The organism is Granulicella aggregans, assembly GCF_014203275.1.
Lineage (GTDB): Bacteria > Acidobacteriota > Terriglobia > Terriglobales > Acidobacteriaceae > Edaphobacter.
Genome location: NZ_JACHIP010000005.1, coordinates 94,149 through 118,656, shown reverse-complemented (window position 1 = coordinate 118,656; position 24,508 = coordinate 94,149). Strand labels below are relative to the sequence as shown.

The window sequence follows — 24,508 nt, the reverse complement described above, 5'->3', positions numbered from 1 at the left end:
TGACGTGTATTGTTGAGCAAAACCCTTGAAACTTGCATGAGTAGTTCACGGTTTCTATAATCCGCTTCACTGGCAGTTGGACGCAGCGGAGTACGTCCTTCATGTGTGCATAGGAATTGGGCACTCCGTTGGCCAATCGACAACCTGAATGTTTTGAGGAGCTTTGAATGAAGAAGGTAGTGGTTGCATCTCTCCTGACGGTCGCAAGCTTTGCCCCTCAAGTCAGCATGACCGCCTTTGGTCAGGCAGCAGACGCGGGGCAGGTGCAGATGCCGGCCGCCGAATTTGCGTCGTATAACGGTTGCGCCAGCGCGACGACACCCGCCGCCAAGGCCCCCGCTTGCGAGGCTTATCTGACGGCATTTCCGCAGTCCGCTGTGAAGGCCGATGTGCTTCAGCAGTTGATGATCGCTTACAGCCAGGTTCCCGCTCCCGATAAGGCTCTGGACGCAGCGGATCGTCTCTTGCAGGTCGACCCGAACAATCTTCGCGGCCTGACCTTCGAAGTCTTCCTCCGCAAACAGAATGCCGATGCCGTGACCGATCCAGCCGCCAAGCAGGCCGCTCTCGATGCCGCCGCCTCTTACGCCACCAAGGGCCTTGCCGCAACCAAGCCCAAAGACATGGCGGACGCAGACTTCAACACCCTTAAGTCCGGCGTGACCCCGACCTTCTACGGCGCGATTGCTACTGCCGCGCTTGCCAAGAAGGATACTGCAACCGCAATCACCAACTACAAGTCGGAACTCTCCTCGGTTCCCGTGGATCAGACGACCAAGCCTGGCCCCCTGCTTCAGGACACCTACCAACTCGGCATCGCCTACTACCAGTCCACTCCGCCTGACTACGTGAACTGCACCTGGTACACCTCGCGCGCCGCCGCCTTCGCTCCGGACCCCTACAAGACTGAGTTCCTCAAGGTCGCCAACTACTGCTACAAGAAGTACCACGGCAAGGCTGATGGCTATGAAGCCGTAACCGCCGCCGTTCAGACGAACCTTGATCCGCCAGCGGGCTTCACCATCGCTCCGGCACCTTCGCCTGCTGACATCGTCGCCGGCGTCATCAAGGACACCCCGGATCTTTCCACCCTCGCAGTCGGCGACAAGGAGTTCATCCTGGCCAACGGCAAGCCTGAGGATGCGGACAAGGTATGGCAGACGATCAAGGGCAAGTCGGTCGAACTGCCTGAGATCACGGTCGTTTCGGCCACCGACTCTGCGATTCAGGTCTCTGTCTCCGACGACTCTGTCCAGGCCAAGACGGCTGACTTCACCTTCACCCTGAAGGAGCCCCTCAAGACGCCTCCTCCGGCTGTCGGCGACAAGGTCACGCTGAACGGAACCTACGCCTCCTACACGCCCAGCCCGCTGATGATCACCATGAGCGACGCTGAGCTTGTCGTACCCAAGAAGGCTCCCGTGAAGAAGGCTCCTGTACACAAGAAGGCGGCTGCCAAGTAGTTTGAGCGGCAGCAGACTAAGAGAGGCAGCCTTTGGGCTGCCTCTCTTATGTTTGGAAGGACGTCACCCAGGAGAAACATCGCGTGGAAGTATCTGGCTGGAACGGTGTCCCGAACCCGGAACACAAGACGCTCGACGGGGCCTATGTACGCCTTGAGCCGCTGCAGGCGGAGGCTCACGCCTCATCTCTCTTCCGAGCCTCCCAGGCCCCGGGTGCCGAGGACCGCTTCCGGTACCTCTTCGATGAGCCCCCGACCGATTTGGGGGCTTTCTCCGAATGGGTGAGCAAGCTCGAACCGAGCCGAGACCCCATGTTCTTTGCCGTCATCGATAAACGTACCGGACTGACCGAAGGCCGCCAAACGCTCATGCGGATTAATCGCGCCCATGGTGTCATCGAGATTGGCAACATTCTCTGGGGTCCGGCGATCGCCCGCACGCGTGCTGCAACCGAAGCACTCTTCCTGTTTGCCGACTACATCTTCGCGCTCGGATACCGCCGCTTTGAGTGGAAGTGCAATGACCTGAACGTCCCCTCGAAGCGCGCCGCGAAACGCTTCGGCTTCCAGTACGAAGGACTCTTCCGTCGGCACATGGTGGTCAAAGGTCAAAGCCGCGACACGGCATGGTTCTCCATGCTTGACAGCGAGTGGCCGAGGCTGCGGGTTGGATATCTTCGCTGGTTAAATCCCGAAAACTTCGACAGCTCCGGCCAGCAGTTGAGCAAGCTCCGCTTCGAGCCGTAGCCCCTACTCCCCGAGCATAATCCGCTGAATCTGCGTCGCCCGCCCGGTCGCCCCATCGCACTCGATCAACGCGGCGCACATCTTCGCATTACCCTTGGCCGCCTCGAACTTGCCCGGCATCCCGGTAAGAAACTTGGCGAGGATGAGCTCTTTTTCGACACCGATCACCGAGTCGTACGGCCCCGACATGCCCACGTCGGTCTGGTAAGCCGTCCCGTTGTGCAGGATGCGGTTGTCGGCCGTCGGAATATGCGTGTGCGTGCCCAGCACGGCGGTGACGCGGCCGTCGAGATACCAACCAAGCGCCACCTTCTCGGATGTCGCCTCGCCATGAAAATCCAACAAAATGACCTTCGCGGTGATCTTCGAGAGCAGCTCATCGGCCTTGCGGAAGGGGTCGTCGCATGAGGACATAAAGACGCGGCCCTGCAGGTTCAGCACGGCATAGCTCTGCCCCGTGGGCAGCTCGCCCTGGTAGACGCCGAAGCCCGGCGTGCCCACAGCGTAGTTGGCCGGCCGCAAAACGCGGCGACCGCGAACATGCGAGTCGGCCGGAACGGTCATGTACTCGAAGATCTCGCGCTTGTCCCAGATGTGGTTGCCGGTGGTGATGACATGCGCGCCCATGTCGAAGAACTCTTCGGCCAGCGACGGCGTGATGCCGAAGCCGCCGGCGGAGTTCTCGCCGTTGATGACCAGCAGGTCGACGGCGTTGGTTTCCATGACGTGGGGGAGGTGTTCGCGGACGATATGGCGGCCGGCTGATCCGAAGACGTCGCCGACAAAGAGGATATTCACTTCGAAATGCTAGCAGAGCGTGTGATAGCTTGCTTTGCATGGCAATGAATGGACGTTTCGATTTGGGGCTGCGTGTTCTGGCACTGTTGGCGGCTGAACCTGAGGCGATGCACACCTCGCAGGCAATTGCGGATGAGCTCAACGAAAGCGCGGTGATGGTGCGCCGTGTGTTTCTTCAACTACACGATGCAGGCTTCATCGTGCAGCGCAAGGGGCCAAGCGGAGGAGCGAAGCTGAAGGTGGCGGCGAAGGAGATCGGCATCGGCGATGTCTTCGCGGCGACGGCAGGGGACTGGCTGGGCGTCGAGGACAAGGCGCTCGCTTCGCAAATGAAGAAGACTGCATCACACGCGGTCGCGGCGATGAACGAGACTACGCTGGCGCAGGTGGTGAAGCGGCTGAAGAAGGGTTGATCTACGCCACGTCTCCGTGCGACGTTTCCGTGCCCCATTCATCGCGCCTCTGTTTCACGCGATGAGTGGGACGTAAACAGTCCGCACGGCCAGTGTTTACGCGGTACAACCGTTGAAGAGTTTTTCCGCTTCACCCATTCATCGCGATACGGCTGCGATGAATGGGGCACGGACATCGGCTGGGACACATCGGGTCGAGCTACTTTCCGGTTTGATCTTCTTCGGGAGCAGTGGCTTGCTGCGCCTTTGCCTGAGGCCGCATCAGCGGGAACAGGATCACGTCACGAATCGACCGGCTGCCGGTAAGGATCATGGTGAGGCGATCGATGCCAATGCCCTCGCCGCCGGTGGGCGGCAGGCCGTAGCCGAGGGCGCGGACGTAGTCCTCGTCCATGCCGTGGGCCTCGTCGTCGCCGCGCTCTTTCTCGGCCATCTGGGCGTCGAAGCGGCGGCGCTGCTCGTCGGGGTCGTTGAGCTCGGAGAAGGCGTTGCCCACCTCGAAGCCGCCGATGTAGAACTCGAAACGCTCCACCCAGTCGGGCTCGTCGGGCTTCTGCTTGGAGAGCGGAGAGACGGCGAGAGGGAAGTCGTAGATGATCGTGGGCTGGATAAGGTGGCGTTCCGCAACTGCCTCAAAGATTCCCGCAATCGTCTTTCCGAGTGGTTGTGGGGAAGCCGGTCGGGGCGGAGGTGGAGACGGAAGACCGAGAGCCTGCCAGAATTCTTTCGGAAATCGTGATACCAGATCCCCACGAAGCAGGATCAATTGGGTGCTAATCAGGATCATTAGACTGCGGCGCAGGCGATGTTCCTCGACGTCAACTCCTGTAACTTCGGAGGTGGGCGTCGATATCTGCGGATAGTGCTCCTGTAGATAAATGAGTGAGCCGTGCAAAAACTCCTCTAACGTAGCTGCGCTATCGAAAGTATCCAGAGATGGTGCGGGGCCGAACCCGTCCGGCCACCACCTCACGATCGCCTCACGCATTGAAACCTTTGTCCATGTGCCCAGATCGATTTCGTTCCCATTGAAGTTACAAATGGTCGTCCCGTTCACTTCCACCGCTACGAACTTCACCAGCTCTTCCGTCAAATCCATCAGGTCGTGATAGTTCGCATACGCCTGGTAGAACTCGAGCATGGTGAACTCGGGGTTGTGCTGGGTGCTGACACCTTCGTTGCGGAAGTTCCGGTTGATCTCGTAGACGCGGTCCATGCCGCCGACCACCAGCCGCTTCAGGTAAAGCTCCGGCGCGATGCGCAGGAAGAGGTCCATGTCCAGCGTGTTGTGGTGCGTCGTGAAGGGACGCGCGGCGGCTCCTCCGGCGATGGAGTGCATCATCGGCGTCTCGACTTCGAGGTAGCCGCGCGAGTCGAAGAAGGTGCGCAGAGCGCGGAGAATGGCGGCCCGCTTGACGAAGACCTCGCGGACGTTGGGTGGGCCTTCGGGCTGGACCTGTGGCGCTTCGCCCACATCTGGCGATGAGGCCGCCAGATATGCGGCACCCGGTTCTGTCGTGGTTCCCGGTTCCGTATTCGTACCCGGTATGGTGGTGGCTCCCGGTGCAGTGGCTGCCTTTGGGGCGTTGCCGGTGTTCATGAAGAGATCGACGTAGCGCTGGCGGTAGCGCAGTTCGGTATCTTCGAGGCCGTGGTACTTGTCCGGCAGGGAGAGCATCGCCTTGGTCAGGAACGTCAACTCCGCGACGTGGATGGTCAGCTCGCCGGTGCGGGTGCGGAAGAGGTGGCCGCGCACGCCAATGTGGTCGCCCAGGTCGAGCAGCTTGTAGATGGCGAACGCCGTCTCGCCCACATCGTCCTTACGCACATAGATCTGCAGGCGGCGACCGCTCTGCTGCAACTGCGCGAAGCCCGCCTTACCCTGGACTCGGATCGCCATGATCCGCCCGGCGATGGAGACTTCGATCTTCTTTCCGGCGGCGATGTCGGCCTCGAACTGCTCGGAGGTGATGGGGTCGTAGGCGGCCCAGATCTCGGGCACGGTCGTCGTGGCGGCGTAGCTGTTGGGGTAGCTGGGCTGGCCGAGGTCGGCGATCTGCTTCAGCTTGTCGCGGCGCAGTTGGTAGAGGTCTTCCTCAAACTTCGATTCGTACACGTGTGTCCCTTTGACGGCTGGCGTGGAGGCCAGACACTTCAGTATAACGAGGTGCTACATCGCGGCAGAGCCAGCAGCGATGCAGCCATGATGTAATGAAAGGCGATATGGCGAGTGAAGACAAGAAGCGTGGGCTGGGCGAGGTGGTCAAGGCCGAGTCGATGATCCAGTTGGCGATCGCGCTGCCTGCCGGGTGCCTGATCGGATGGCTGGCTGGGGGATGGGCGGACCGGCACTTCCACCAGCACTGGATCGGGATCGTCGGAATTCTGCTGGGCGCTGCCGCCGGGTTCATCCAGATCTTCCGGACAGCTTCGAAGTTTCTGAGTGACGGGCGGTAGGGCGGCGGTAGAAAGGTCCGCGCAGTCGTGGCGGAGCGAGCGGCGTCGGGGTCCTTCGACTACGTCTCTCGCTATGATGCTGCAAGAGACTCCGCTCAGGATGACGGATTTGCAACGAGGCGTAAGTAAGACTTGATGAAGGCTTTTGACGAATTTACGGATGATGATTTTCGCCGGACAGTGATCGGAGCTATCAGGCTGCTGGCAATCCTGACCGTGGTCGGTGCAGTCCCGCTCTGGCTGAAACTTGGCTGGCCCAGCGCTGCGCTGCTACTGGTCGGCGCGGCCATCTCCGGCTCAGGCCTCTGGGAGTGGCTGCGCCTGATGACAGCCGTAATCGCCCAGATGGATGCCGAGCCCGGAGGTACCGGGAAAGCCAAGCCTATGGGCCGTGTTTTGTTGGGTTTCTTCCTGCGGCTGGGGCTTACCGTCGTGCTTCTGTATGGTAGCCTTAAGGTTCTACACGGCTCAGTGTTTGCGCTCGCGGCTGGCCTTGGTTTGGGAGTGTTTTGTCTCTCAATCGAGGGCATCCGGCTGATGAAGGCCTGGACGGTGTAGTCAGAATTCAGATCAAAAGAAACTACTTATGCCGAAACAGCTACTGCTGACAAAGTCTTTGAACTCGCTTTTCGCCGGACCGGTGGACTCGCTCCTGGCTGCGCTGCATATTCATGTGCTTCACCCGAAGGCTCCCATCACGAATGCCGTGGCGATGGAGCTGCTCGTGACTGCGTTCCTGCTGCTGTACTTCATCGCGGTGCGGATGTCGCTAAGCGTCGAGAAGCCCGGTGCGGTGCAGCATCTCGCGGAGATGACCACCGAGTTTGTCGCCGACCAGAGCGAGTCGATCGTTGGCCATGGCTATGAAAAGTTCACGGCCTACCTGACGACGCTCTTTCTGTTCATCCTGCTGGCGAACCTGCTCGGCCTGATCCCGGGCCTTGAGTCGCCGACAGCAGTCGCCTCAGTGCCGCTCGGCTTTGCGCTCTGCACGTTCCTCTATTACCACTACCACGGCATCCGGGCGAACGGCGCGGGCTACATCAAGCAGTTCCTTGGGCCGGTGTGGTGGCTCTATCCGCTGATGCTGCCGATCGAGATCATCTCGCACCTGGCCCGCGTCCTTTCGCTCACGGTTCGTCTCTACGCCAACATGCTGGCGGGCGACTTGGTCACGCTGGCGTTCTTCTCGCTGGTGCCGATCGGCGTGCCGCTGATCTTTCTTGGTCTGCACCTAGGCGTGGCCGTGGTTCAGGCTTACGTCTTCTTCCTGCTGGCGACGATCTATCTCTCGCTGGCTGTCTCACACGATCATTAGAGATTGGCCAAGTTTCGCCGTGGAGAGTGGCTCCCACTCCGCGGGATTGCAACAGCGTCGCATAGCGTGAGGGTGCCAGCACGGTGAGCATCAACCACCCACTGGCGACGTACATTCTGGGAGCAGGAGCAACACAATGAAGAACACGTTCATGGTTTTCAAGTACGTATTTATGTCCTTGGCTGCGTTGCTCATCGCATCGCCGGCCTTCGCGCAGGGAACTGCGACAGGTGGATTCAACTCGGTTCCGCTGGCTGCCGGTCTCGGCATGGCGCTCGCATCGGGCCTCTGCGGTCTCGGTCAGGGCAAGGCGACCGCTTCAGCTACCGAAGCTCTCGCACGCAACCCCGGCGCCCGTCCCGGAATCTTCATCTTCCTGATTCTCGGTCTCGCCTTCATCGAGTCCCTCGCACTTTTCACCTTCGTCATCATCTACCTCAAGGCTGTCTAGTCTTCGGCCTTCGGGCCACGGTAGAACAGAAAAGGCGCTCCAATCGGAGCGCCTTTTCTTATGCCGTTCTGGGGAAGTGATGTCATGTCGTTACTTAGAGAAGATCGTGCTCGACGGAATCTTCTCATCGTTGCTCATGATGCGGTTGTTGCCGCGTTTCGCCGCTTCCATTCCGATGTGGTCGATACGCTTCTGTTCGGAGTTTCCAAGCTCGGTTGCGTCGGCTTCCTGTTCAATTGCCTCGTGCGACGGGCGTGCTGCAGATTTGGTTGAATCAAGTCCCTGTGCCATGAAAAGCACCTCCATGTTCGTTCATGTGATGTAGGAGGTAGGCGCGAGGTTGTCGCAGGCGGAAAGCAATCGGAAACGCCGCTGAAACTGTTATTTTTCGGCGAGGATGTCGATCTTGTGGATCTTTGGCGGGGTCGAGAAGAGTTCTTCGGCCTTAGCCATCAGCGCCTTGGCGATATCGCCGTTCAGATGGGCATCGCGGCCGGCTTCATCTTCAAACGTGTCGAAGATGCCGTAACTTCCTTCGCCCTCCTTCAGCGCGTACCAAGTGACCGTGCCCTTCTCCTGCTTTGCCATCTCCGCGCCCAGCTTTAAAAATGCTTCCACGTCGGCTTCCTTGCCGGGTTTTGCCTTCAGTTGTCCATACAGTGCGTAACGAACCATAGGTCTAGCCTCCTGTTGCTGTTGCTATGATGCACCAGGTTTGCAGAGGTTACGCGAGAGCGCAACGTTTCACGGCGCGCGCGTTCCGTTTTGAAGCGCAGTTATGGCTACGCGGCTGGCTTTGCTTCATACCGACGGCTGCGATAGCCTGTCTAAGTGGAGATTTACCGCTCAATGATCTTTCGCTCGTTCGCGCTGGTGGCGCTCTTAGGCCCAGCCGCATATTGTTCTTCCGCGTTGGCGCAGGCTCCGGCCTCGCAGACCCCGCCTTCGGCGCCCACCACCACCCAATCAGCGCCTGCAGCCGCCTCAGACGACCTGCCCGACGCTCCCAGTACCGTGAGCCACGTCAAGGCACCACCGGCACCCGCCGGGCCGACTGTGGTGATCGATTCCTCCATGGGCCGGATGGTCTGTAAGCTCTTCGACAAGATCGCTCCGGTGGCTTCGGCGAATTTCATCGGCCTGGCGGAAGGCTCGAAAGACTGGGAGGATCAGACCACCCACAAGAAGGTGCATCATCAGCCGTTTTACAACGGCGTTACCTTCCACCGCGTCATTCCGGGATTCATGATCCAGGGCGGCGACCGCCTGGGCACGGGCATGGGCGATGCCGGCTACTACTTCGACAATGAGACCGACCCATCGCTGACCTTCGACGTTCCCGGTCGGCTCGCCATGGCGAATGCCGGCCAGGGTGCGAACGGCAGCGGTACGAATGGATCGCAGTTCTTCATCACCGAGACGGCATACCCGGATCTGAACGGCGGCTATACCATCTTCGGCCAGTGCGATGAGCACAGTGTGCTGGTTGTAGCGTCGATCGCGCGCGTCGATCGCGATGCCCAGGACAAACCTCGCGAGCCAGTCATCATCAATAAGGTGACAGTTGTGCGTGAAGGCCAACCCATCCCGCCGCTGCCAGCCGTAGCTGCACCTGCGGCGACTCCAAAATAGTTTGCGCACATCCTGCGATCCAGCGGGAGCGCTCTTTTACCGATCCACTAACCTGCAAGGAGAAGATTCACAATGCCTACCAAGCCCGGCGTATACGCCACATTCAAGACATCCGAGGGAACTGTAGTTTGCGAGCTGTTCGAGGCGGACGCCCCGCAGACGGTTGCAAACTTCATCGGTCTCGCCGAGGGAACCAAGGAATGGACCAGCCGCTCCAAGAAGGGCGACAGGCTCTATGACGGATCCATCTTCCATCGCGTGATTCCACAGTTCATGATCCAGGGCGGCGACCCGGAAGGAACCGGCATGGGCGGCCCCGGCTACAAGTTTGCGGACGAGACCAAGGGTTCGAAGCACGGCTTCCAGGAGAAGGGCAAGCTTGCCATGGCGAACGCCGGCCCGAATACGAATGGATCGCAGTTCTTCATCACCGTTGCGGACACCAGCTGGCTGACGGGCAAGCACACCATCTTCGGCGAAGTCGTTGAGGGTTACGACATCGTCGAGAAGATTTCGAAGGTCAGCAAGGACGGCATGGATCGGCCCAAAACTCCGGTAGTCCTCGAGTCTGTCACCATTGACCGCGTTGCATAGTCGAGTTTGTAAAGCCTGACGACGCTGCCGACCTATTCTCCGTTTCAGGACACGGGAGCGGAGTTACGATTGGCATGAAGATGGGTTCCTGCTCGCCGCGTAGTGAGCAGGAGCCCATCGTCTTTTTGCGTGCAAATAGAGGCTATGGCTTGCACTTGAACGGCGTCCTTGCCGATCTGGAAACGGTGATGCACTTCAGCTATAGTTGCCTTGTACGGACGATGGGGTGATCGAGTCCGGCCGTAAATACTCATCTGCCTTTTCCAACTCAATATCAGATAGCAGTTCGCGAAAAAATCTAACTGGCGCGCATACTACGGATGGTGCCGGAGGCAATGATGGATTCTGCGTTTCCGCCAAAGAGCTCAAGGCTGGCAATCAACTTATTTTTCCTTTATGTCGGAGCCGTGACTCTGGTCGAAGGATTTTTAATGGTGCGGCTATCGAGAGGGTGGACCATCTCCGATTGGCTTATCAATTACCAGGGCGGATTTGTGCGTCGTGGTCTTCCAGGAGAGATAGCCTTTCATCTTGCGCGGCTCCTGCACATAACGCCCGTGTTCTTCGCTGTCCTGGATTACCTCGCTCTGTACGCAATTTTTCTTTGGGCGGTGCGCAAAATCACGCTGGCGACATCCTATAACTTTTGGATACTGGCACTGTTGGTCTCGCCTGCAACGTTATCGCTCCAGATACTCGGTCCGCAGGCAGGCTTTCACAAGGAACTCATCTATCTGGCGGCTTTCGCGCTCCTGGCGCTGTTGCTCCAGCAACATAGAATTTCTTCTTTAGCAATCGTTGGATTTCTCAGTGCTGTTCTTGTATTTGGTACGTTGTCCCACGAAGTGACAATCTTTTATTGCCCATATTTTATTGCCCTGCTGATGCTTTCTGGCCGAACGCCGCTTCAAGCGATGCGGCTTTGCTTGATCCCATTCGCGCTGGCTGGAATTGCATTTTATTTCTGCCTTCTTCATCCAGGGAATTTTGAGGTGGCTGACAAAATATGCTCTTCGCTGGGTTACAAACTTGGAGCTCCCCGAGGACTTGAGATCTGCGCCAGCGGAGCGATTCCCTATTTGACTAAAACAAAAGAAATAGCTAGAGCGGACACTTGGGCAGTCATTCAGCAATACGACTATTTCAAGATATTCACGATCTTTAGCTTGCTTGCCATCTTTCCCGCAGTGGGAGAGACCGTGGTTCTTATACGATCCGGGTTTCGACGAGAGATCATTACTGTCTGGACGGTTGCTTGCGGTTCATTTCTCGTATCGATAGCACTCTTTGTCTACGCGGTCGATTGGGGAAGGTGGATCTATCTCCACGTCGTCAGTATCCAGATACTGCTTATGCTCATTGATGCAAAGGCAAAAGAAAAGCGCGCATCAGAAGAGCCAAACCCCGTGCGCAAGGGCTTTGCCTATGGCTTTCCGGCTGCCGCGCTCCTTTTTGTATATGGGGCTTTCTGGATTATGCCGCACGCGAGTGAAAAGATTCGACTGGGATATGTAGGACGGCTACAGTACCTTGCGCACTTTTCGTCGCACCCGAAGAATCAGCAGCGTGGCGAAACCTTGGAGAGATGACTTGTTACACACACCAGGGCTCGATCATGCTTGGTGTGTGTAACCCGTCGGAATTGCATGGGGAAGCGAACCTCCTCAGGCCACGCCAATGACAGCGCATAGTTCCTTCACCGAGTCGGCAGACTTCTGAAGCGCTGCCTGCTCTTCAGCCGTGAGCTTGATCTCGATGATCTGCTCGAGTCCCTTCGCTCCAAGCTTGCAAGGCACGCCGACGTAGAGTCCTGAGATGCCGTACTCGCCCTGGAGATAGGCTGCGCAGGGAAGGATCTTCTTCTTGTCCTTCAGGATGGCTTCGACCATTTCGACTGCTGCCGCTGATGGAGCGTAGTAGGCCGAGCCGGTCTTGAGATGCTTCACGATCTCTGCGCCGCCATTGGCCGTGCGGCTCTCAAGCTCCTTGAGGCGCAAGGGCTCAATTAGTTCGGTGATCGGGATGCCGGCGACTGTCGAGTAGCGAGAGAGTGGCACCATGGTGTCGCCGTGGCCGCCCAGGACGAAGGCGGTGACGTTTTCGACTGAGACGTTCAGCTCCGCCGCGATGAACGTCCGGAAACGCGCGGAATCGAGTACGCCGGCCATGCCGATGACGCGCTCGCGAGGAAAGCCGGAGTGCTTGAATGCAGCCTGGGCCATGGCATCGAGAGGGTTTGAGACGACGATGATGATGGTGTCTGGAGAAGCAGCGACGACCTGCTTGACGACACTGGCCATGATGCCGGAGTTGGTGTTCAACAAGTCGTCTCGGCTCATGCCGGGCTTCCGGGCGATGCCGGCGGTGATGACGACGATGTCGGAGTTCGCGGTGTCGGCGTAGTCGTTGGTGCCGAGGATGTTGCAGTCGCGCTTCTCAATCGGCATGGCTTGGAGCAGGTCGAGCGCTTTGCCCTGCGGTACGCCTTCAACTACGTCCAGCAGGACGACGTCGGCCAGTTCCTTGGCGGCGATCCAGTGTGCTGCGGTTGCTCCTACATTGCCCGAACCTACGATGGTGACCTTCTTGCGCATTGTCTTCTCCGAGTGTGACTTACCTTCAATTTTCCGCTTTCAGAATGGGGGTGGCAAATCGGTGTGCGATCACCGGTGCGGATTCCTGCCGAAATCGAAAAGGCCCTGTCCGCACGTTGCGAACAGGGCCTTTCTTCTCGTTTGCAATCCCGAAAGGAATCTGTGTTTATGGGATTCTCACTTTACTTCAATGACCGGCATGGACGCCTTCTCGACCGGAGCGAGCGACGTGGTGCCAGCGCGCTGGGCAAGCTGCAATACCTGCCCGGGAAGGATGCCGAGGATGAGCGTGGCAGCGGCGGCGAGCGTGAGGCCGATGCCTGCAGGGATGGTGGTTGCTGTGAAAGGATGAGCGATGTCTTCGCCAGCCGTCGTAACGTCCTTGAGGGACTTCGTGTAGAGCGCGGCGATCAAGCGCAGATAGTAGAAGCAGGCGAATCCGCTGTTGGCCAAGCCGAGTACAGCGATCCAGATATGGCCGGCGCCGATGGCAGCGGAGAAGACGTAGAACTTGCCGAAGAAGCCGCCGGTGAAGGGAATCCCTATCAACGAAAGCAGGAAGAAGGTGAGCAGTGCGGCCATCACAGGGCGGCGCAAGGCAAGACCTGTGAAGTCTTCCGCGGTGCGTGAGGTCTCATCGTAGCCCGAGACCTGCGTGATGACCGCAAATGCCCCGACGTTCATCGCCGAATAGGTTGCGATGTAGAAGGCTGCCGAGGCGATGGCGTCCTTCGGGAAGGCGGTGAAGGCGACAAGCAGGTAGCCGGCGTGGGCGATGCTGGAGTAGGCCAGCATGCGTTTCACGTCTTTCTGCAGCAGGGCACCGAGGTTTCCGATGGTCATCGACAGAACGGCGATGATGCCGATAAGCAGCGCCCAGCGCGGCTCGAACCCGGGGAATCCGCTGAAGGTGATGCGGAGGAGCACGGCGAACGCGGCGGCCTTGGGGGCGGTCGACATGAGGCCGACGACGGGGGCCGGGGCTCCTTGATAGACGTCCGGCGTCCAGACGTGGAAGGGAGCGGCGGAGACCTTGAAGCCGATGCCGATGATGATCATGGCGAGGGCCATGAAGGCCATCAGAGGTGTGGCGGAGCTGCCGAGGCCGGCGGCGATGGCGGCGATGCTGGTTGAGCCCGTTGCACCGAAAGCAAGCGCGATACCGTACAGAAAGAAGGCTGTCGCGAAGCTTCCGAGAAGGAAGTACTTGATCGACGACTCAGAACCGGTGGCCTGTCCCTTGCGGAAGCCGGCCATGATGTAGGTCGAGATGGAGGAGATCTCAAGGCCGATGAAGACCATGAGCAGTTCGACCGAGCAGGTCATCAGCATCATGCCGACAGCGCCGAAGAGCGAGAGAGCGAAGTATTCGCCGGCATGGGTTGCGTGGCCATGAAAGTAGTCGAGCGATCCGAGCAGCGTTACGAGTACCACGGCTGCGATGAGGACGTGGAAGAAGACCGAGAACGCGTCGATCTGGATCGATCCGGAGTAGGCCTGGACGGTGCCGAACTGGAGTTGATAGAAGGCGGCAGCGCCTGAGGCGATCGTGCCGAGAATGGCGAACCATCCCAGAGATTTGCGGCTGGTTCCGGGCGTGAGCACGGCCTCGATGAGCATGACGAGCACGCCGGTGATGGTGAGAACGATTTCAGGGAGCAGGGCGATGACGTTGGGCGACATTAGTAGCGGGCTCCCTTGTTTGTCTGCGGAGCAGGTTTGTTGAGGGCGTCGGCGGCGAGTGAGGGGTCGACTACGCCGATCGGCTTAGGCTGCTGCATTGTGCCATCGGCGTTACGAATGGAGAGTGTGACGTGGCCGTGATGATGCGTCTTGTTGTACTCCACGACGTAAGGCGAATAGATCGACATGGGATAAGAAGCAGCGGCTCCGAACGTATCGATGGCCTTGGTCCAGTAGGGCGATGCCAAGCCCATGACGAGGAAGACAGCAACCAGCGGCCACAACGCGATGTGCTCACGGGCGTCGAGGTCCCACCCGGTAACAGTCTCGCTCTTGATGCCAAGATCGCCGTAGAAGACGCGTTGGATCATCCAGAGCATATAAGCTGCCGTGAGAATGACGCCTGAGGTTGCGAGGGCCGTCCACCAGAAGCTGCTGCCGTGCGCGAGCGACCACTGCATGGAGCCGGAGAAGACGAGGAACTCGCCGACGAAGCCATTCAGCATGGGAAGGCCGATGACTGACAGCGTGGTGATGACGAAGAGTGTCACCATCCACGGGAACTTGGCGGCCAGGCCGCCGTACTCACGCATATCGTAGGTCTGGTAGCGCTCGTAGAGGAGTCCGAGGAGCATGAAGAAGGCCGCGCCGCCGAGACCCTCGTTGAGCGTCTGGTAGATACCGCCGTCGAGCCCGGCGATGGTGAAGGTGAAGATGCCGAGGACGGCGACCGAGACGTGGCCTAGCGTGCCGTAGGCGGCTAGGCGCTTCAGGTCTTTCTGTACGAGCGCGATCAATGCGCCGTAGACGATGCCGATGGCGGCCAGCGCGATCATCAGGGGAGCGATTCGGTGGCTCTCGTCCGGGAAGATGCCGAAGCTGAAGCGCAGGATGGAGTAGAGGCCGAGCTTGCCGACCAGCACCATAACGGCAGCGGTGGGGGCTTCGGCGACAGCGTCAGACAGCCAGCCATGCAGCGGGAAGACGGGGACCTTGACTGCGAACGCCGCGAGGAAGGCCAGCGAGGCGAGCCAGAGGGCGGGAGAGTTGGCTGAGATGCCGTGAACTGAAGCAAGCTGCGTAAGCTTTGGAACGTCGAACGTGCCGGTCTGAACGTAGAGCCAGAGGACGGCGACCAGCAGAATCGCCGAAGGGATGAAGGCGTAGAGGAAGTATTTGATCGCGGCGGCGCGGCGCTTTTCGGTGCGGCCAAAGGTGGCGATCAGGATGGTCATGGGAACGAGCGTGAGCTCCCAGTAGGCGTAGTAGAGGAAGAGGTCGAGCGCGACGAAGACGCCGAACATCGCTGTCTGCTGCAGCAGGAAGAGGATGTAGAAGGTCTTCTTGCGCTTCGGGATCGCGTTCCAACTGATGAGCACGCCGAGCGGGGCGAGGAAGCCGGTGAGGACGATCAGCCAGAGCGAGAGGCCATCGACACCGAGGTGGTAGTTGATGGCGGGCGCGGCAATCCACGGGCAGTTCTCAACGAACTGGTAGCCGTGGGCGCTGTAATCGTAGTGCGCGGGCAGGTGCAGCGTACAGAGGAACGTGAAGAGGCTGACGGCAAGCGCGCCCCACTGCATCGTCTTGCCCTTGTCCGGCAGCAGCGCGAGCAGAAGTGCGCCCGCGAGCGGGACGAAGGTGATGATCGAAAGGATGTAGGGATCGAAGTTCATCTTTTCCTTGGCGAAGCAACTGCTTGAACTTTTACGTCCCACATCTCAAAGTCGAGATGTGGGGCACCCGAGTGTTATCGAACGTGGACGAAGATCATGAAGACGAGCACGGCTGCCGCGCCAAGCGCGAGCCATCCGGCGTAGGAGCGAATGTTTCCCGACTGCATCTTGCGAGTAATACTGCCCAGTCCGCGAACGCCGGCGGCGGTCATTGAAGGGACTCCGCTGGCGACGCCGCCATCGACGAGACCGGCGAGGAAGAGCCGCGAGAAGACCTGCAGTGGCGTGATGATGAGCGCCGCGTAGATTTCGTCGACGTAAAATTTGTTCTCGAAGAGGGTGTAGACGGGCTTGAAGGTGATGGCGAGCTTGGTTGAGGTGCCGGGCTTCACGATGTAGAGGAAGTAGGCGACGCCGAGGCCGATGAACGCTGTCAGGATGGAGACGAGGGCGAGGCCGATCTCTGTGCCGTGGCTACCCTCGACGGCTTCGGCTGCGCCGGAGCTAAGGACGGGCGCGAGGAAGTGTCCGATCTCGTCGTGGCCGTGGAGAGCTTCGGGGACGCCTACCCAGCCGCCGATGATCGAAAGAATAGCGAGGACTGCGAGAGGGACCAGCATGACTGCGGGCGACTCATGCACACCGTGGGCGTGACCACCGTGATTGTCGTGTCCCTGCGAATGTTCTTCTACGTGCGATTCGCCAAAGAAGGTCTTGAACCAAAGGCGGAACATGTAGAAGGAGGTCATGCCTGCGGTAATCAGGCCGACTGCCCAGACGAGCTTGCCGACAGGGTTCGTCGAAGTAAACGCCTGGTACAGGATCTCATCCTTCGAGAAGAACCCGGCCCATGGCGGAATTCCGGCGATAGCAATGACGCCCATGGTCATCGTCCAGAAGGTGACGGGGATGCGCTTGCGGAGCGCGCCCATCTTGTTCATGTCCTGCTCACCCGAGAGCGCGTGGATCACCGATCCGGCCGCGAGGAAGAGCAGCGCCTTGAAGAAGGCGTGGGTCATCAGGTGGAAGATGGCGGCAGAGTAGGCTCCAACGCCGCAGGCCAGGAACATGTATCCGAGCTGTGAGACCGTGGAGTAGGCGAGGACGCGCTTGATGTCCGTCTGGACCAGGCCTATGCAGGCGGCGAAGAGAGCAGTGGCCGCGCCAATGCAGGCGACAACGATCAAAGCCGTGGGCGAATGATCGAAGAGCACATGGCAGCGGGCCACCATGTAGATTCCCGCCGTGACCATGGTCGCGGCGTGGATGAGCGCTGAGACCGGGGTGGGACCTTCCATCGCGTCCGGCAGCCAGACGTAGAGTGGAATCTGGGCGGACTTGCCGGCTGCTCCGACGACGAGCAGGAGGCAGATGGTGGTGAGGAAGCCGCCGCTGAGGTGGAACATGGAGGCACGGGCAAAGACAGTCGCGAAGTCGAGCGAGCCGAAGTGGGCGACGATGAGGAACATCGCGAGCAGGAAGCCGAAGTCCCCGATACGGTTGACGACGAAGGCCTTCTTGCCGGCGTTGGCGGCGGAGTCCTTCTTGAAGTAGAAGCCGATGAGCAGGTAAGAGGCGAGACCGACGCCCTCCCAGCCGACGAAGAGCAGAAGGAAGCTAGACGACAGCACCAGGATGAGCATGAAGAACATGAAGAGGTTCAGGTAGGCAAAGAAACGCCAGAACCCGTCCTCATGCGCCATGTATCCGGCGGAGTAGAGATGGATGAGGAAGCCGACGCCGGTGACGATGGCCAGCATGATCGCGGTGAGGTGGTCGACCGTGAAGGCGAAGTTGACGGTGAAGCCACTGATGCTGATCCAGGGAGCGCTGACAATCGAGATTGGCGCAGCACCGGCAAGAACTCCGCTCCAGATCCATGCAACAAGAAGTGCGGGAATGAGCGTGGAGAGTAGAGCGATTCCGGTGACGGCAGGGCGTGGCAGCTTGCGACCGACGGTTCCGTTGATGAGGAAGCCGGCGAAGGGAAGCAGCGGAATCAACCAGAGATACGAAGAGGGCATAGCTTACTTTTTCCTGCCTGTCAGAGCGACGGTTACGACTTCATCAGGTTGATCTGATCCACGTTCAACGTGCTGCGAGTGCGGAAGATGGCGATGATGATGGCGAGGCCGACAGCGGCCTCTGCCGCTGCGACGACCATCACGAAGAAGACGAATATCTGACCGTTGACCTGGTGCCACATATGCGCAAAGGCGACGAAGGTCAGGTTGACGGCATTGAGCATCAGCTCGATCGACATGAAGATGGTGACGACGTTGCGCTTGATGAGGAATGACGCTACGCCAGTTGAGAAGAGGATCGCGGCGAGGATCAGGTACCAGGCGATGGGGACCATATGGCTACTGCTCCTTCCGGGCGAGGACGACTGCGCCGAGGATTGCGACCAGGATAAGCACCGAGGTGACCTCGAAGGGAAGCAGCAGCTTCGTAAACAGAACGGTGCTGATCTCCGAGATGTTCGATGTGAAATTGTTCAGGTATCCGCCGATGTTCGCGTTACCAAGCGCCTTGCGCTCCGTCAAAAAGACGAAGCTGAGCAGGCAGAAGATCGCAGCCGCTCCGGGGAAGCCTGCGATATAGGCCATGCGGCTGCCGGTGGTGCGCTCTTCCTCGCCCGCGTTCAGCAGCATGATGACGAAGACGAAAAGCACCATGATCGCGCCTGAGTAGACGATGACCTGGGCGGCGGCTAGGAACTCCGCGCCGAGCGACCAGTAGAGGACGGCCAGCGACATCATCACGGTGACCAACGACAGCGCGCTGTTGATGGGGTGGCGCTGGAAGAGGAAGTTGAGCGCCCCTGCCACCGCGATCAGCCCGAAGATGATGAAGAGTGCCAGTTCCATGTTCGTCCGTCGAATCCTTTATCGCTGAAGCCAGCACGAAAGCGTGAAGCTCAAACGGTTTCCAGCAGAGGTTGCGGCTATCTGCTGATTGTAAAACAGCTAGCTACGTGAAACTTAGCCGCGTAGTGCTAATACGAGACTGGTGGCGACGATGTTGGCCATGGCGACCGGGAGAAGGAACTTCCAGCCGAAGTCCATGAGTTGGTCGTAACGGAAGCGGGGTAGCGTGGAACGGACCCAGATGTAGAGAAAGAGGAAGCAGAAGATCTTGGCGACGAACCAGAGGATGGGAAAGATGGCCGCGAGGATCGGGCCACCGAAGTTATCCGGTAGCAGGTGGCCGAGCGGGCTGGAAGCGCCACCGAAGAAGAGCAGCGTGGCGACGCAGCTCACGGTGATCATGTTGGCGTATTCGGCCATGAAGAACATGGCGAACTTCATGGAACTGTACTCGGTGTGGTAGCCGGCGACGAGCTCGGACTCGGCCTCGGGAAGGTCGAAGGGCGACCGGTTGGTCTCGGCGTACGCGGCCATCAGGTAGATGAAGAAGGCCAGTAGTTGAAATCCGCCAACGACGGTCCATCCCACAACGCCGTGACCATCCGGCTCTCGAGCAAATCCGCCGAGGATGTTCCAGGAGAGTAAGCCGTGCGTCGACTGTACGTCGACGATGTCGCGCAGCCGCAGAGACCCGGCGCGGAGAACAACGCCGACCAGCGAGAGGCCAAGTGCCAACTCGTAGCTGATGACCTGAGCGGTGGCGCGGAGTGAGCCGAGCAGGGCAAACTTGTTGTTCGATGCCCAGCCCGAGAGCGCGATGCCATAGACGCCGATCGATGTGATGCCGAGGATGACCAGCAGGCCAACGTTGATGTCAGCGATCTGGAAGATGTCTGCGTTCGCCTTGCCGTTGACCACCACGCGGTGCATCGCGCCGAAGGGAACCGTCGCCACAGAGATCAGCGCGCAGGTAAGCGCGATAATCGGAGCAATGAGGAAGAGTGGCTTCTCGGTCGCGAGCGGCGTCAGGTCTTCTTTCAGGAAGAGCTTGATGCCGTCGGCGAGCGGTTGCAGCAGGCCGAAGGGACCGACGCGGCTGGGGCCCCAGCGGTTCTGCATGCGGCCAATGAGCTTGCGCTCGAGTAGCACCGTGTAGGCGACTGCGGTCAGCGTGATCACCAGCACCACCACGACCTTTACGATCGTGATCAGCAGGAAGATCTGGAACTCGGAGAGGCTGTCTAGAAGGTGCGTCATCGTATCTCTTTATCTCATCTCTCGAAAAACGTTCAGTCGGCTGCGGTCTGTTCGGCGGCGGCGGTTCTGCTGGCTGCATTCTGCTGCAGGTCGGCGAGCATGGCGGAGTAGCGGCCCAGTGTACCGGAGGTGAAGAGGCCGTCGTTCGCGGGAAGCACGAGGTCGCGGCGGTTGGTGATCTGGACGAGGTCGCTGGGCGCGGCTGGCGACAGGTGCTGATCGTTGCCAGAGAGCAGTTGCAGGCGCAGCAGGCTGTAGCCGGGGACGAGGCGATTGATCTCGTCGAGGATCGCCATTGGATCAAACGGGCTCAGACGCGGTTCGAGGTTGTTCGCGGTCAGCCAGACAGCATGGCGATCGGCCTCGCCGGACTGCGCGCCGCGGGTCTGGCCCATGTCGGCGTGAAGGCCTTTGCCAAAGGGAACCAGAGCGCGCATATTCGCGCCCATCTTGTCGGCGATGCGGACGATCATCTCGAAGTCAGTGCGGACACCGGCGCGGTCGCCGGCTTTGTTGACCTGCTGCAAATCGCCGTAGCTGTTAGTGACCGAGCCCGACTTCTCGTAGAGGTTGGCTGCCGGAAGGATGACATCGGCGAGAGCAGCGGTCTCGGTGAGGAACATCTCCTGCACGACAACGAAGGTGTTCCTGAGCGCGGCGGGATCGACGCCGAAGCGCGCAACTGGGTTCGCTCCGACAACGTAGAGCGCCGAAAGCTCGCCCTTGCCAGCCGCATCGAAGATCTCGAGCATGTCGAGACCGGGCTCGGTCGCGATGTTGTATTCGGTCGCGAGATTGCTGCCCGCCGTGATGGGCGTGTAGCCGGGAAGCATGTCTGGGAGCAGGCCCATGTCGGCTGCTCCGCGCGAGTTGACGTAGTCCGAGAGCAGCGCGAACTTGCGGCCCGGCAGCTTGGTGCCGAACTCGATGACCTTCTTCAGGTCGCCGCCGCGAAGCTCGGAGCCGATGAGGACGACAACTTCTTCTTCGGCGCGAAGTGCGGCGCGGAAGTCGAGGGCCACCTGCTTATTGGTGCCGGGCTGGACGAGCGATTCGAGGGTCGAATCGTCGCCGGACATCAGGTCAGCCAGCGCGCTGTAGCCAAACGGAGCGACGTGCAGGAATGCCTTCGCGTTGCGGCGAAGCTTGATCTCTTCCGTGTTCGCAATGTAGATGCGCGCCTTGTTCAGGCGGACGTTCGAGCGCAGGTTCCACGCGGTCAGCGGATTCTGGTTGGTCGGATCGCCGCCGATGATGAAGATCGCCGGAGACTTTTCGATATCGCGCTGCGAGGCTGCCTTTCCGGTGGTCCCCGCGAGAGCCTGCGCGAAGCTCACATAGTCTGCAGTCCGGTGATGGTCGATATTGTTCGTCTGCAGTACCGTGCGGGCGAACTTCTGTAGCAGGTAGGCCTCTTCGTTGGTCAGGCGATTGCCGCCGACCACACCGATGCTCTTGCCGCCGCGGGTGTCGCGGAGTTCGCGAAGCTTTTTGCCGACGTGCTCAAGAGCCTGCTCCCAGGAGACGGGAAGCAGCACGCCGCTCGAATTGCGAACCAGGGGCTGCGTGATGCGGTCGGGCGAGTTGGCGAAGTCGAAGGCGTAGCGACCCTTGTTGCAGAGGAAGTCGCCGTTGATGCCGGACTTGTCGCGGTTGTCGCCACGAACGATCTCGGCTCCGTCGGAGGTCGAGCGAACACCAAGAGTCGTCTTGCAGCCATCGCCGCAGTGCGTGCAGACGGTGGCGACGTGGTTCATCTCCCACGGACGGGTCTTGTAGCGATAGGTGCCGGAGGTCAGTGCGCCGACCGGACAGGCATCGATGCACATGCCGCACTGTTCGCAGTCGACGTGTGCGAGGTCGTCGGGGGACATCTGCGCGGGCACGTTCGGAGCGATGACGGAAGAGCTTCCGCGGTTCTGGATGCCGAGAGCAAAGACGTCCATGCCCTCGCCGCACATGCGCACGCAGCGGTAGCAGAGGATGCAGCGCGGCCGGTCGAAGTAGACGACGGGCGACCACTTCTGCTCTTCGCGGTGGTTCTTCGGCTCGGCGTAGAAGCTGTCGGCGGCGCCGTACTTGAAGGTCATGTCCTGCAGTTCGCACTCGCCGCCGGCATCGCAGACGGGGCAGTCAAGGGGGTGGTTGCCGAGGAGGAGCTGGAGAGTTGCCTTGCGCGCCTGAGCGATCTCGGGTGTCTCGGTCTGTACGACCATGCCCTCGGCGACCGGCGTGGTGCAGGCGGTCTGCAGCTTGGGCATCTTCTCGATGCGCACGACGCACATGCGGCAGGCGGCCTGAAGCGAGAGCCCTGGGTAGTAGCAGAACGCGGGGATCTCGATGCCAGCCGACTTGCAGGCCTCGATGAGCAGGGTGCCCGCGGGCGCGGTGAGCTTGTTTCCGTCAACAGTAAAGGTTACGTCTGGCATTAATGTGCTCCGACCAACTGGTCCACGGTGATGATGGGTGTGCCGGCCTTCTTGCCGTCAATGTAATCTTCAAACTCTTTGCGGAACTTCTTCACGAATCCGAGTGTCGGCATGGCTGCTGCGTCGCCGAGCGGGCAGAACGTCCGGCCCAGCATGTTTTCGGCGAGATACTGCACGTTGTCGACATCCTTCTTCGATCCGCCGCCTGCGTGAACGCGTGTCAGTGTCTTCTTGATCCAGTCTGTTCCTTCGCGGCAGGGAATGCACCAGCCGCAGCTCTCATGCTGGTAGAAACTGATGGTGCGCAGGGCGAACTCGACGATGGATACGGTCTCGTCGAGCACGACGATGCCGCCTGAGCCGAGCATGGTTCCGGCTTTGCCCATCTGGTCGAAGTCGAGGCCAACGTCGATCTCGTCGGCGGTCAGCACTGGGCACGACGATCCGCCGGGCACGACGGCCTTCAGCTTCTTGCCGCCCTTTACGCCGCCTGCGACATCGTAGATAGCCTTGCGCAGGCTGTAGCCCATGGGCAGTTCATAGACGCCGGGCCGCTCCACATGTCCGGATATGCCGAAGAGGCGAGTTCCGCCGTTGCGTTCCGAGCCGAGCTTGGCGAAGGCCTCGCCGCCCATCAGCAAGATGTGAGGAACAGCCGCAATAGTCTCAGCGTTATTGATGACGGTGGGGCCACCGTAGAGACCGACGACAGCAGGGAAGGGAGGCTTGATGCGCGGAACTCCGCGCTTGCCTTCGAGCGATTCCATCAGCGCTGACTCTTCGCCGACCTCGTACGCTCCAGCGCCCGACTGCGTGATGATGTCGAAGTCCACGCCGGTGCCGAAGATGTTCTTGCCCAGAAAGCCCTTCGCGTAAGCGTCGGCGACGGCCTTCTCCATAATCTTGAGCAGGTAGCGGTACTCGCCGCGAAGATAGATGAAGCCGAGCTTCGATCCGATGGCGAGGCCGGCGATCATCGTGCCTTCGATCACCGCGTGCGGGTCATGAAGGAAGATGACGTGGTCTTTGCAGGTGCCGGGTTCGGACTCGTCGCCATTGACGAGGACGTACTTCGGCTTCTCGGACTGCTTGGGCACGAACGACCACTTGAGCCCAGTAGGGAAGCCCGCGCCGCCACGACCGCGCATGCCTGAGGCCTTCATCACATTGATGATCCACTCGGGACCTTCGGCGATGGCGTTCTGCACGGCCTTGTAGCCGTCCAGTTCAACGTATTTGTCGATATCGGTTGCGCCCATGCCGAAGCGGCGCGAGATGACTTTCACTTCATCGGGATGCGAGACGAGTGTAGGCATTTACTTCACGTCCTTTCCCTGGCCGTCCTTATACATCTGGAAGAGAACGTCGACCTTCTCAGGCGTCAAATCATCGTGGAAGTCATAGTTGATCTGCATGGCCGGAGCCCAGCAGCAGGCACCGATGCACTCGACTTCTTCAAGCGAGAAGACGCCGTCCGGCGTGACCTCTTTGTGGCCGATACCCAGCTTGTGCTTGCAGTGGTCGAGGATCTCGTACCCGCCGCGCAACATGCAGGAGATGTTCGTGCACACCTGCACGTTGTACTTGCCTGCGGGCTTGGTGCGCAGCATGGAGTAATAGCTGAGCACGTTGCGCACGTCGAGCTCGAGGATCTCGATGCGGAGCGCTATCTCGGCGACGGCTGCGTCCGAGACGTAGCCCAGGTCGTCCTGCGCATACAGCAGCATGGGCACGAGAGCCGAGCGGCGCACCGGATAGATCGTGACGAGTTTGTCGAAGCGTGCCGCCATCTCTGGCGAGAAGATCGTGTTGGCGATTGTGCTCACTGCATTAGCTCCCGCGTCAGCCTTTCGGCGGTAAAGTCCATATCTTCGGTTACATCTCCGACGGTCACGGTTCCATCTTCGTTCAGGTGGAAGGGGTGAGATCGGTTGTTGTCTTCGGTCATCTCGCTGGGGGTGAAGCGGAGCCAGCGGGTTCCGACACGAAGGAGAATTACGTCACTGCCTACTTCTACGACTGCCTGGTGCTGACTGTTGAGCCCGTGTGCCGCGCCGTAACTGCGAATCTGCGAAGCGAAGGAGGTCCAAAGTTCGGTGTGAAGAGCGCGTTCCAATGACTTCGAAT

At 59.8% G+C, this 24,508-nt stretch carries 25 protein-coding genes; 10 read left to right on the top strand and 15 right to left on the bottom strand.

The features are described from left to right. Positions 1-167 precede the first annotated feature (167 nt). Positions 168-1,463: a hypothetical protein gene (locus HDF16_RS17805; protein ID WP_184219581.1), complete on the top strand. Its 1,296-nt coding sequence runs from the start codon at positions 168-170 to the stop codon at positions 1,461-1,463. 83 nt (positions 1,464-1,546) lie between these two features. Continuing rightward, entirely contained in the window at positions 1,547-2,209 is a 663-nt protein-coding gene (locus tag HDF16_RS17800; RefSeq protein ID WP_184219579.1) for a GNAT family N-acetyltransferase, read from the top strand. A 3-nt stretch (positions 2,210-2,212) separates the two neighbouring features. Here the strand turns inward: HDF16_RS17800 and HDF16_RS17795 are convergent, their stop codons facing one another. After that, a complete protein-coding gene (locus HDF16_RS17795; RefSeq protein ID WP_184219576.1) occupies positions 2,213-3,007 on the bottom strand; it encodes a TIGR00282 family metallophosphoesterase in 795 nt (264 codons plus the stop codon). A gap of 38 nt (positions 3,008-3,045) precedes the next feature. Between HDF16_RS17795 and HDF16_RS17790 the strand changes: the two genes are divergently transcribed. Then, positions 3,046-3,420, top strand: a complete 375-nt coding sequence (locus tag HDF16_RS17790) for an RrF2 family transcriptional regulator (protein WP_184219573.1) — start codon at positions 3,046-3,048, stop codon at positions 3,418-3,420. A gap of 199 nt (positions 3,421-3,619) precedes the next feature. On the opposite strand, the gene HDF16_RS17785 is transcribed toward HDF16_RS17790, so the two are convergent. Then, positions 3,620-5,536 (bottom strand): amino acid--tRNA ligase-related protein, encoded by a 1,917-nt coding sequence (locus HDF16_RS17785; RefSeq protein WP_184219570.1) that lies wholly within the window; start codon positions 5,534-5,536, stop codon positions 3,620-3,622. Between the two features lie 107 nt (positions 5,537-5,643). On the opposite strand from HDF16_RS17785, the gene HDF16_RS17780 reads away from it, so the two are divergent. The 4 genes from HDF16_RS17780 (at position 5,644) to HDF16_RS17765 (ending at position 7,646) form a co-directional block, all read left to right on the top strand. Beyond that, a complete protein-coding gene (locus tag HDF16_RS17780; RefSeq protein ID WP_246409265.1) occupies positions 5,644-5,877 on the top strand; it encodes an AtpZ/AtpI family protein in 234 nt (77 codons plus the stop codon). Between the two features lie 135 nt (positions 5,878-6,012). Further along, on the top strand, positions 6,013-6,435 hold the full coding sequence (locus tag HDF16_RS17775) for a hypothetical protein (protein WP_184219564.1): 423 nt from the start codon (positions 6,013-6,015) through the stop codon (positions 6,433-6,435). Positions 6,436-6,463: 28 nt separating this feature from the next. Further along, positions 6,464-7,195 carry a F0F1 ATP synthase subunit A gene (atpB, locus tag HDF16_RS17770; RefSeq protein ID WP_184219561.1) on the top strand — a complete coding sequence of 244 codons (732 nt, stop codon included), beginning with the start codon at positions 6,464-6,466 and terminating at the stop codon, positions 7,193-7,195. A gap of 136 nt (positions 7,196-7,331) precedes the next feature. Next, the gene (locus HDF16_RS17765; RefSeq protein WP_184219558.1) at positions 7,332-7,646 is read left to right on the top strand and encodes an ATP synthase F0 subunit C; all 315 of its coding nucleotides are present in this window, start codon (positions 7,332-7,334) and stop codon (positions 7,644-7,646) included. 90 nt (positions 7,647-7,736) lie between these two features. Here HDF16_RS17765 and HDF16_RS17760 read toward each other — a convergent pair whose 3' ends face one another. Both HDF16_RS17760 and HDF16_RS17755 read right to left on the bottom strand, forming a co-directional pair. After that, positions 7,737-7,937, bottom strand: coding sequence for a hypothetical protein (locus tag HDF16_RS17760; protein WP_184219555.1), 201 nt, complete (start codon positions 7,935-7,937; stop codon positions 7,737-7,739). A 90-nt stretch (positions 7,938-8,027) separates the two neighbouring features. Continuing rightward, entirely contained in the window at positions 8,028-8,321 is a 294-nt protein-coding gene (locus tag HDF16_RS17755; RefSeq protein WP_184219552.1) for a putative quinol monooxygenase, read from the bottom strand. 174 nt (positions 8,322-8,495) lie between these two features. Between HDF16_RS17755 and HDF16_RS17750 the strand changes: the two genes are divergently transcribed. From HDF16_RS17750 to HDF16_RS17740, 3 genes are all read left to right on the top strand, one after another. Continuing rightward, complete coding sequence (locus tag HDF16_RS17750; protein WP_184219549.1) at positions 8,496-9,278, top strand: peptidylprolyl isomerase; 783 nt, start codon at positions 8,496-8,498, stop codon at positions 9,276-9,278. Between the two features lie 72 nt (positions 9,279-9,350). Next, a complete protein-coding gene (locus HDF16_RS17745; RefSeq protein ID WP_184219546.1) occupies positions 9,351-9,872 on the top strand; it encodes a peptidylprolyl isomerase in 522 nt (173 codons plus the stop codon). Positions 9,873-10,207: 335 nt separating this feature from the next. Further along, on the top strand, positions 10,208-11,461 hold the full coding sequence (locus HDF16_RS17740) for a hypothetical protein (RefSeq protein ID WP_184219543.1): 1,254 nt from the start codon (positions 10,208-10,210) through the stop codon (positions 11,459-11,461). Positions 11,462-11,536: 75 nt separating this feature from the next. Here the strand turns inward: HDF16_RS17740 and mdh are convergent, their stop codons facing one another. From mdh to HDF16_RS17685, 11 genes are all read right to left on the bottom strand, one after another. Next, positions 11,537-12,466: a malate dehydrogenase gene (gene mdh, locus HDF16_RS17735; protein WP_184219540.1), complete on the bottom strand. Its 930-nt coding sequence runs from the start codon at positions 12,464-12,466 to the stop codon at positions 11,537-11,539. Between the two features lie 177 nt (positions 12,467-12,643). After that, the gene (locus HDF16_RS17730; RefSeq protein ID WP_184219537.1) at positions 12,644-14,149 is read right to left on the bottom strand and encodes an NADH-quinone oxidoreductase subunit N; all 1,506 of its coding nucleotides are present in this window, start codon (positions 14,147-14,149) and stop codon (positions 12,644-12,646) included. Further along, the gene (locus HDF16_RS17725) at positions 14,149-15,825 is read right to left on the bottom strand and encodes a complex I subunit 4 family protein (RefSeq protein WP_184220766.1); all 1,677 of its coding nucleotides are present in this window, start codon (positions 15,823-15,825) and stop codon (positions 14,149-14,151) included. Before HDF16_RS17725 ends, HDF16_RS17730 begins: the two co-directional genes overlap by 1 nt. A 74-nt stretch (positions 15,826-15,899) precedes the next feature. Then, positions 15,900-17,849 (bottom strand): NADH-quinone oxidoreductase subunit L, encoded by a 1,950-nt coding sequence (nuoL, locus tag HDF16_RS17720; protein WP_184219534.1) that lies wholly within the window; start codon positions 17,847-17,849, stop codon positions 15,900-15,902. Between the two features lie 32 nt (positions 17,850-17,881). Continuing rightward, positions 17,882-18,184: an NADH-quinone oxidoreductase subunit NuoK gene (gene nuoK / locus HDF16_RS17715; protein WP_184219531.1), complete on the bottom strand. Its 303-nt coding sequence runs from the start codon at positions 18,182-18,184 to the stop codon at positions 17,882-17,884. A gap of 4 nt (positions 18,185-18,188) precedes the next feature. Further along, positions 18,189-18,695 carry an NADH-quinone oxidoreductase subunit J family protein gene (locus tag HDF16_RS17710; RefSeq protein ID WP_184219528.1) on the bottom strand — a complete coding sequence of 169 codons (507 nt, stop codon included), beginning with the start codon at positions 18,693-18,695 and terminating at the stop codon, positions 18,189-18,191. Between the two features lie 114 nt (positions 18,696-18,809). Further along, positions 18,810-19,952, bottom strand: a complete 1,143-nt coding sequence (locus HDF16_RS17705; protein WP_184219525.1) for a complex I subunit 1/NuoH family protein — start codon at positions 19,950-19,952, stop codon at positions 18,810-18,812. A 32-nt stretch (positions 19,953-19,984) separates the two neighbouring features. Next, positions 19,985-22,381 (bottom strand): molybdopterin-dependent oxidoreductase, encoded by a 2,397-nt coding sequence (locus tag HDF16_RS17700; RefSeq protein WP_184219522.1) that lies wholly within the window; start codon positions 22,379-22,381, stop codon positions 19,985-19,987. After that, the gene (gene nuoF / locus HDF16_RS17695; RefSeq protein ID WP_184219519.1) at positions 22,381-23,697 is read right to left on the bottom strand and encodes an NADH-quinone oxidoreductase subunit NuoF; all 1,317 of its coding nucleotides are present in this window, start codon (positions 23,695-23,697) and stop codon (positions 22,381-22,383) included. The genes HDF16_RS17700 and nuoF overlap by 1 nt, the downstream gene beginning before the upstream one ends. Continuing rightward, positions 23,698-24,207, bottom strand: a complete 510-nt coding sequence (gene nuoE / locus HDF16_RS17690) for an NADH-quinone oxidoreductase subunit NuoE (RefSeq protein WP_184219516.1) — start codon at positions 24,205-24,207, stop codon at positions 23,698-23,700. Beyond that, positions 24,204-24,497, bottom strand: coding sequence for a transcriptional regulator (locus HDF16_RS17685; protein WP_184219514.1), 294 nt, complete (start codon positions 24,495-24,497; stop codon positions 24,204-24,206). The genes nuoE and HDF16_RS17685 overlap by 4 nt, the downstream gene beginning before the upstream one ends. Positions 24,498-24,508: the final 11 nt, after the last annotated feature.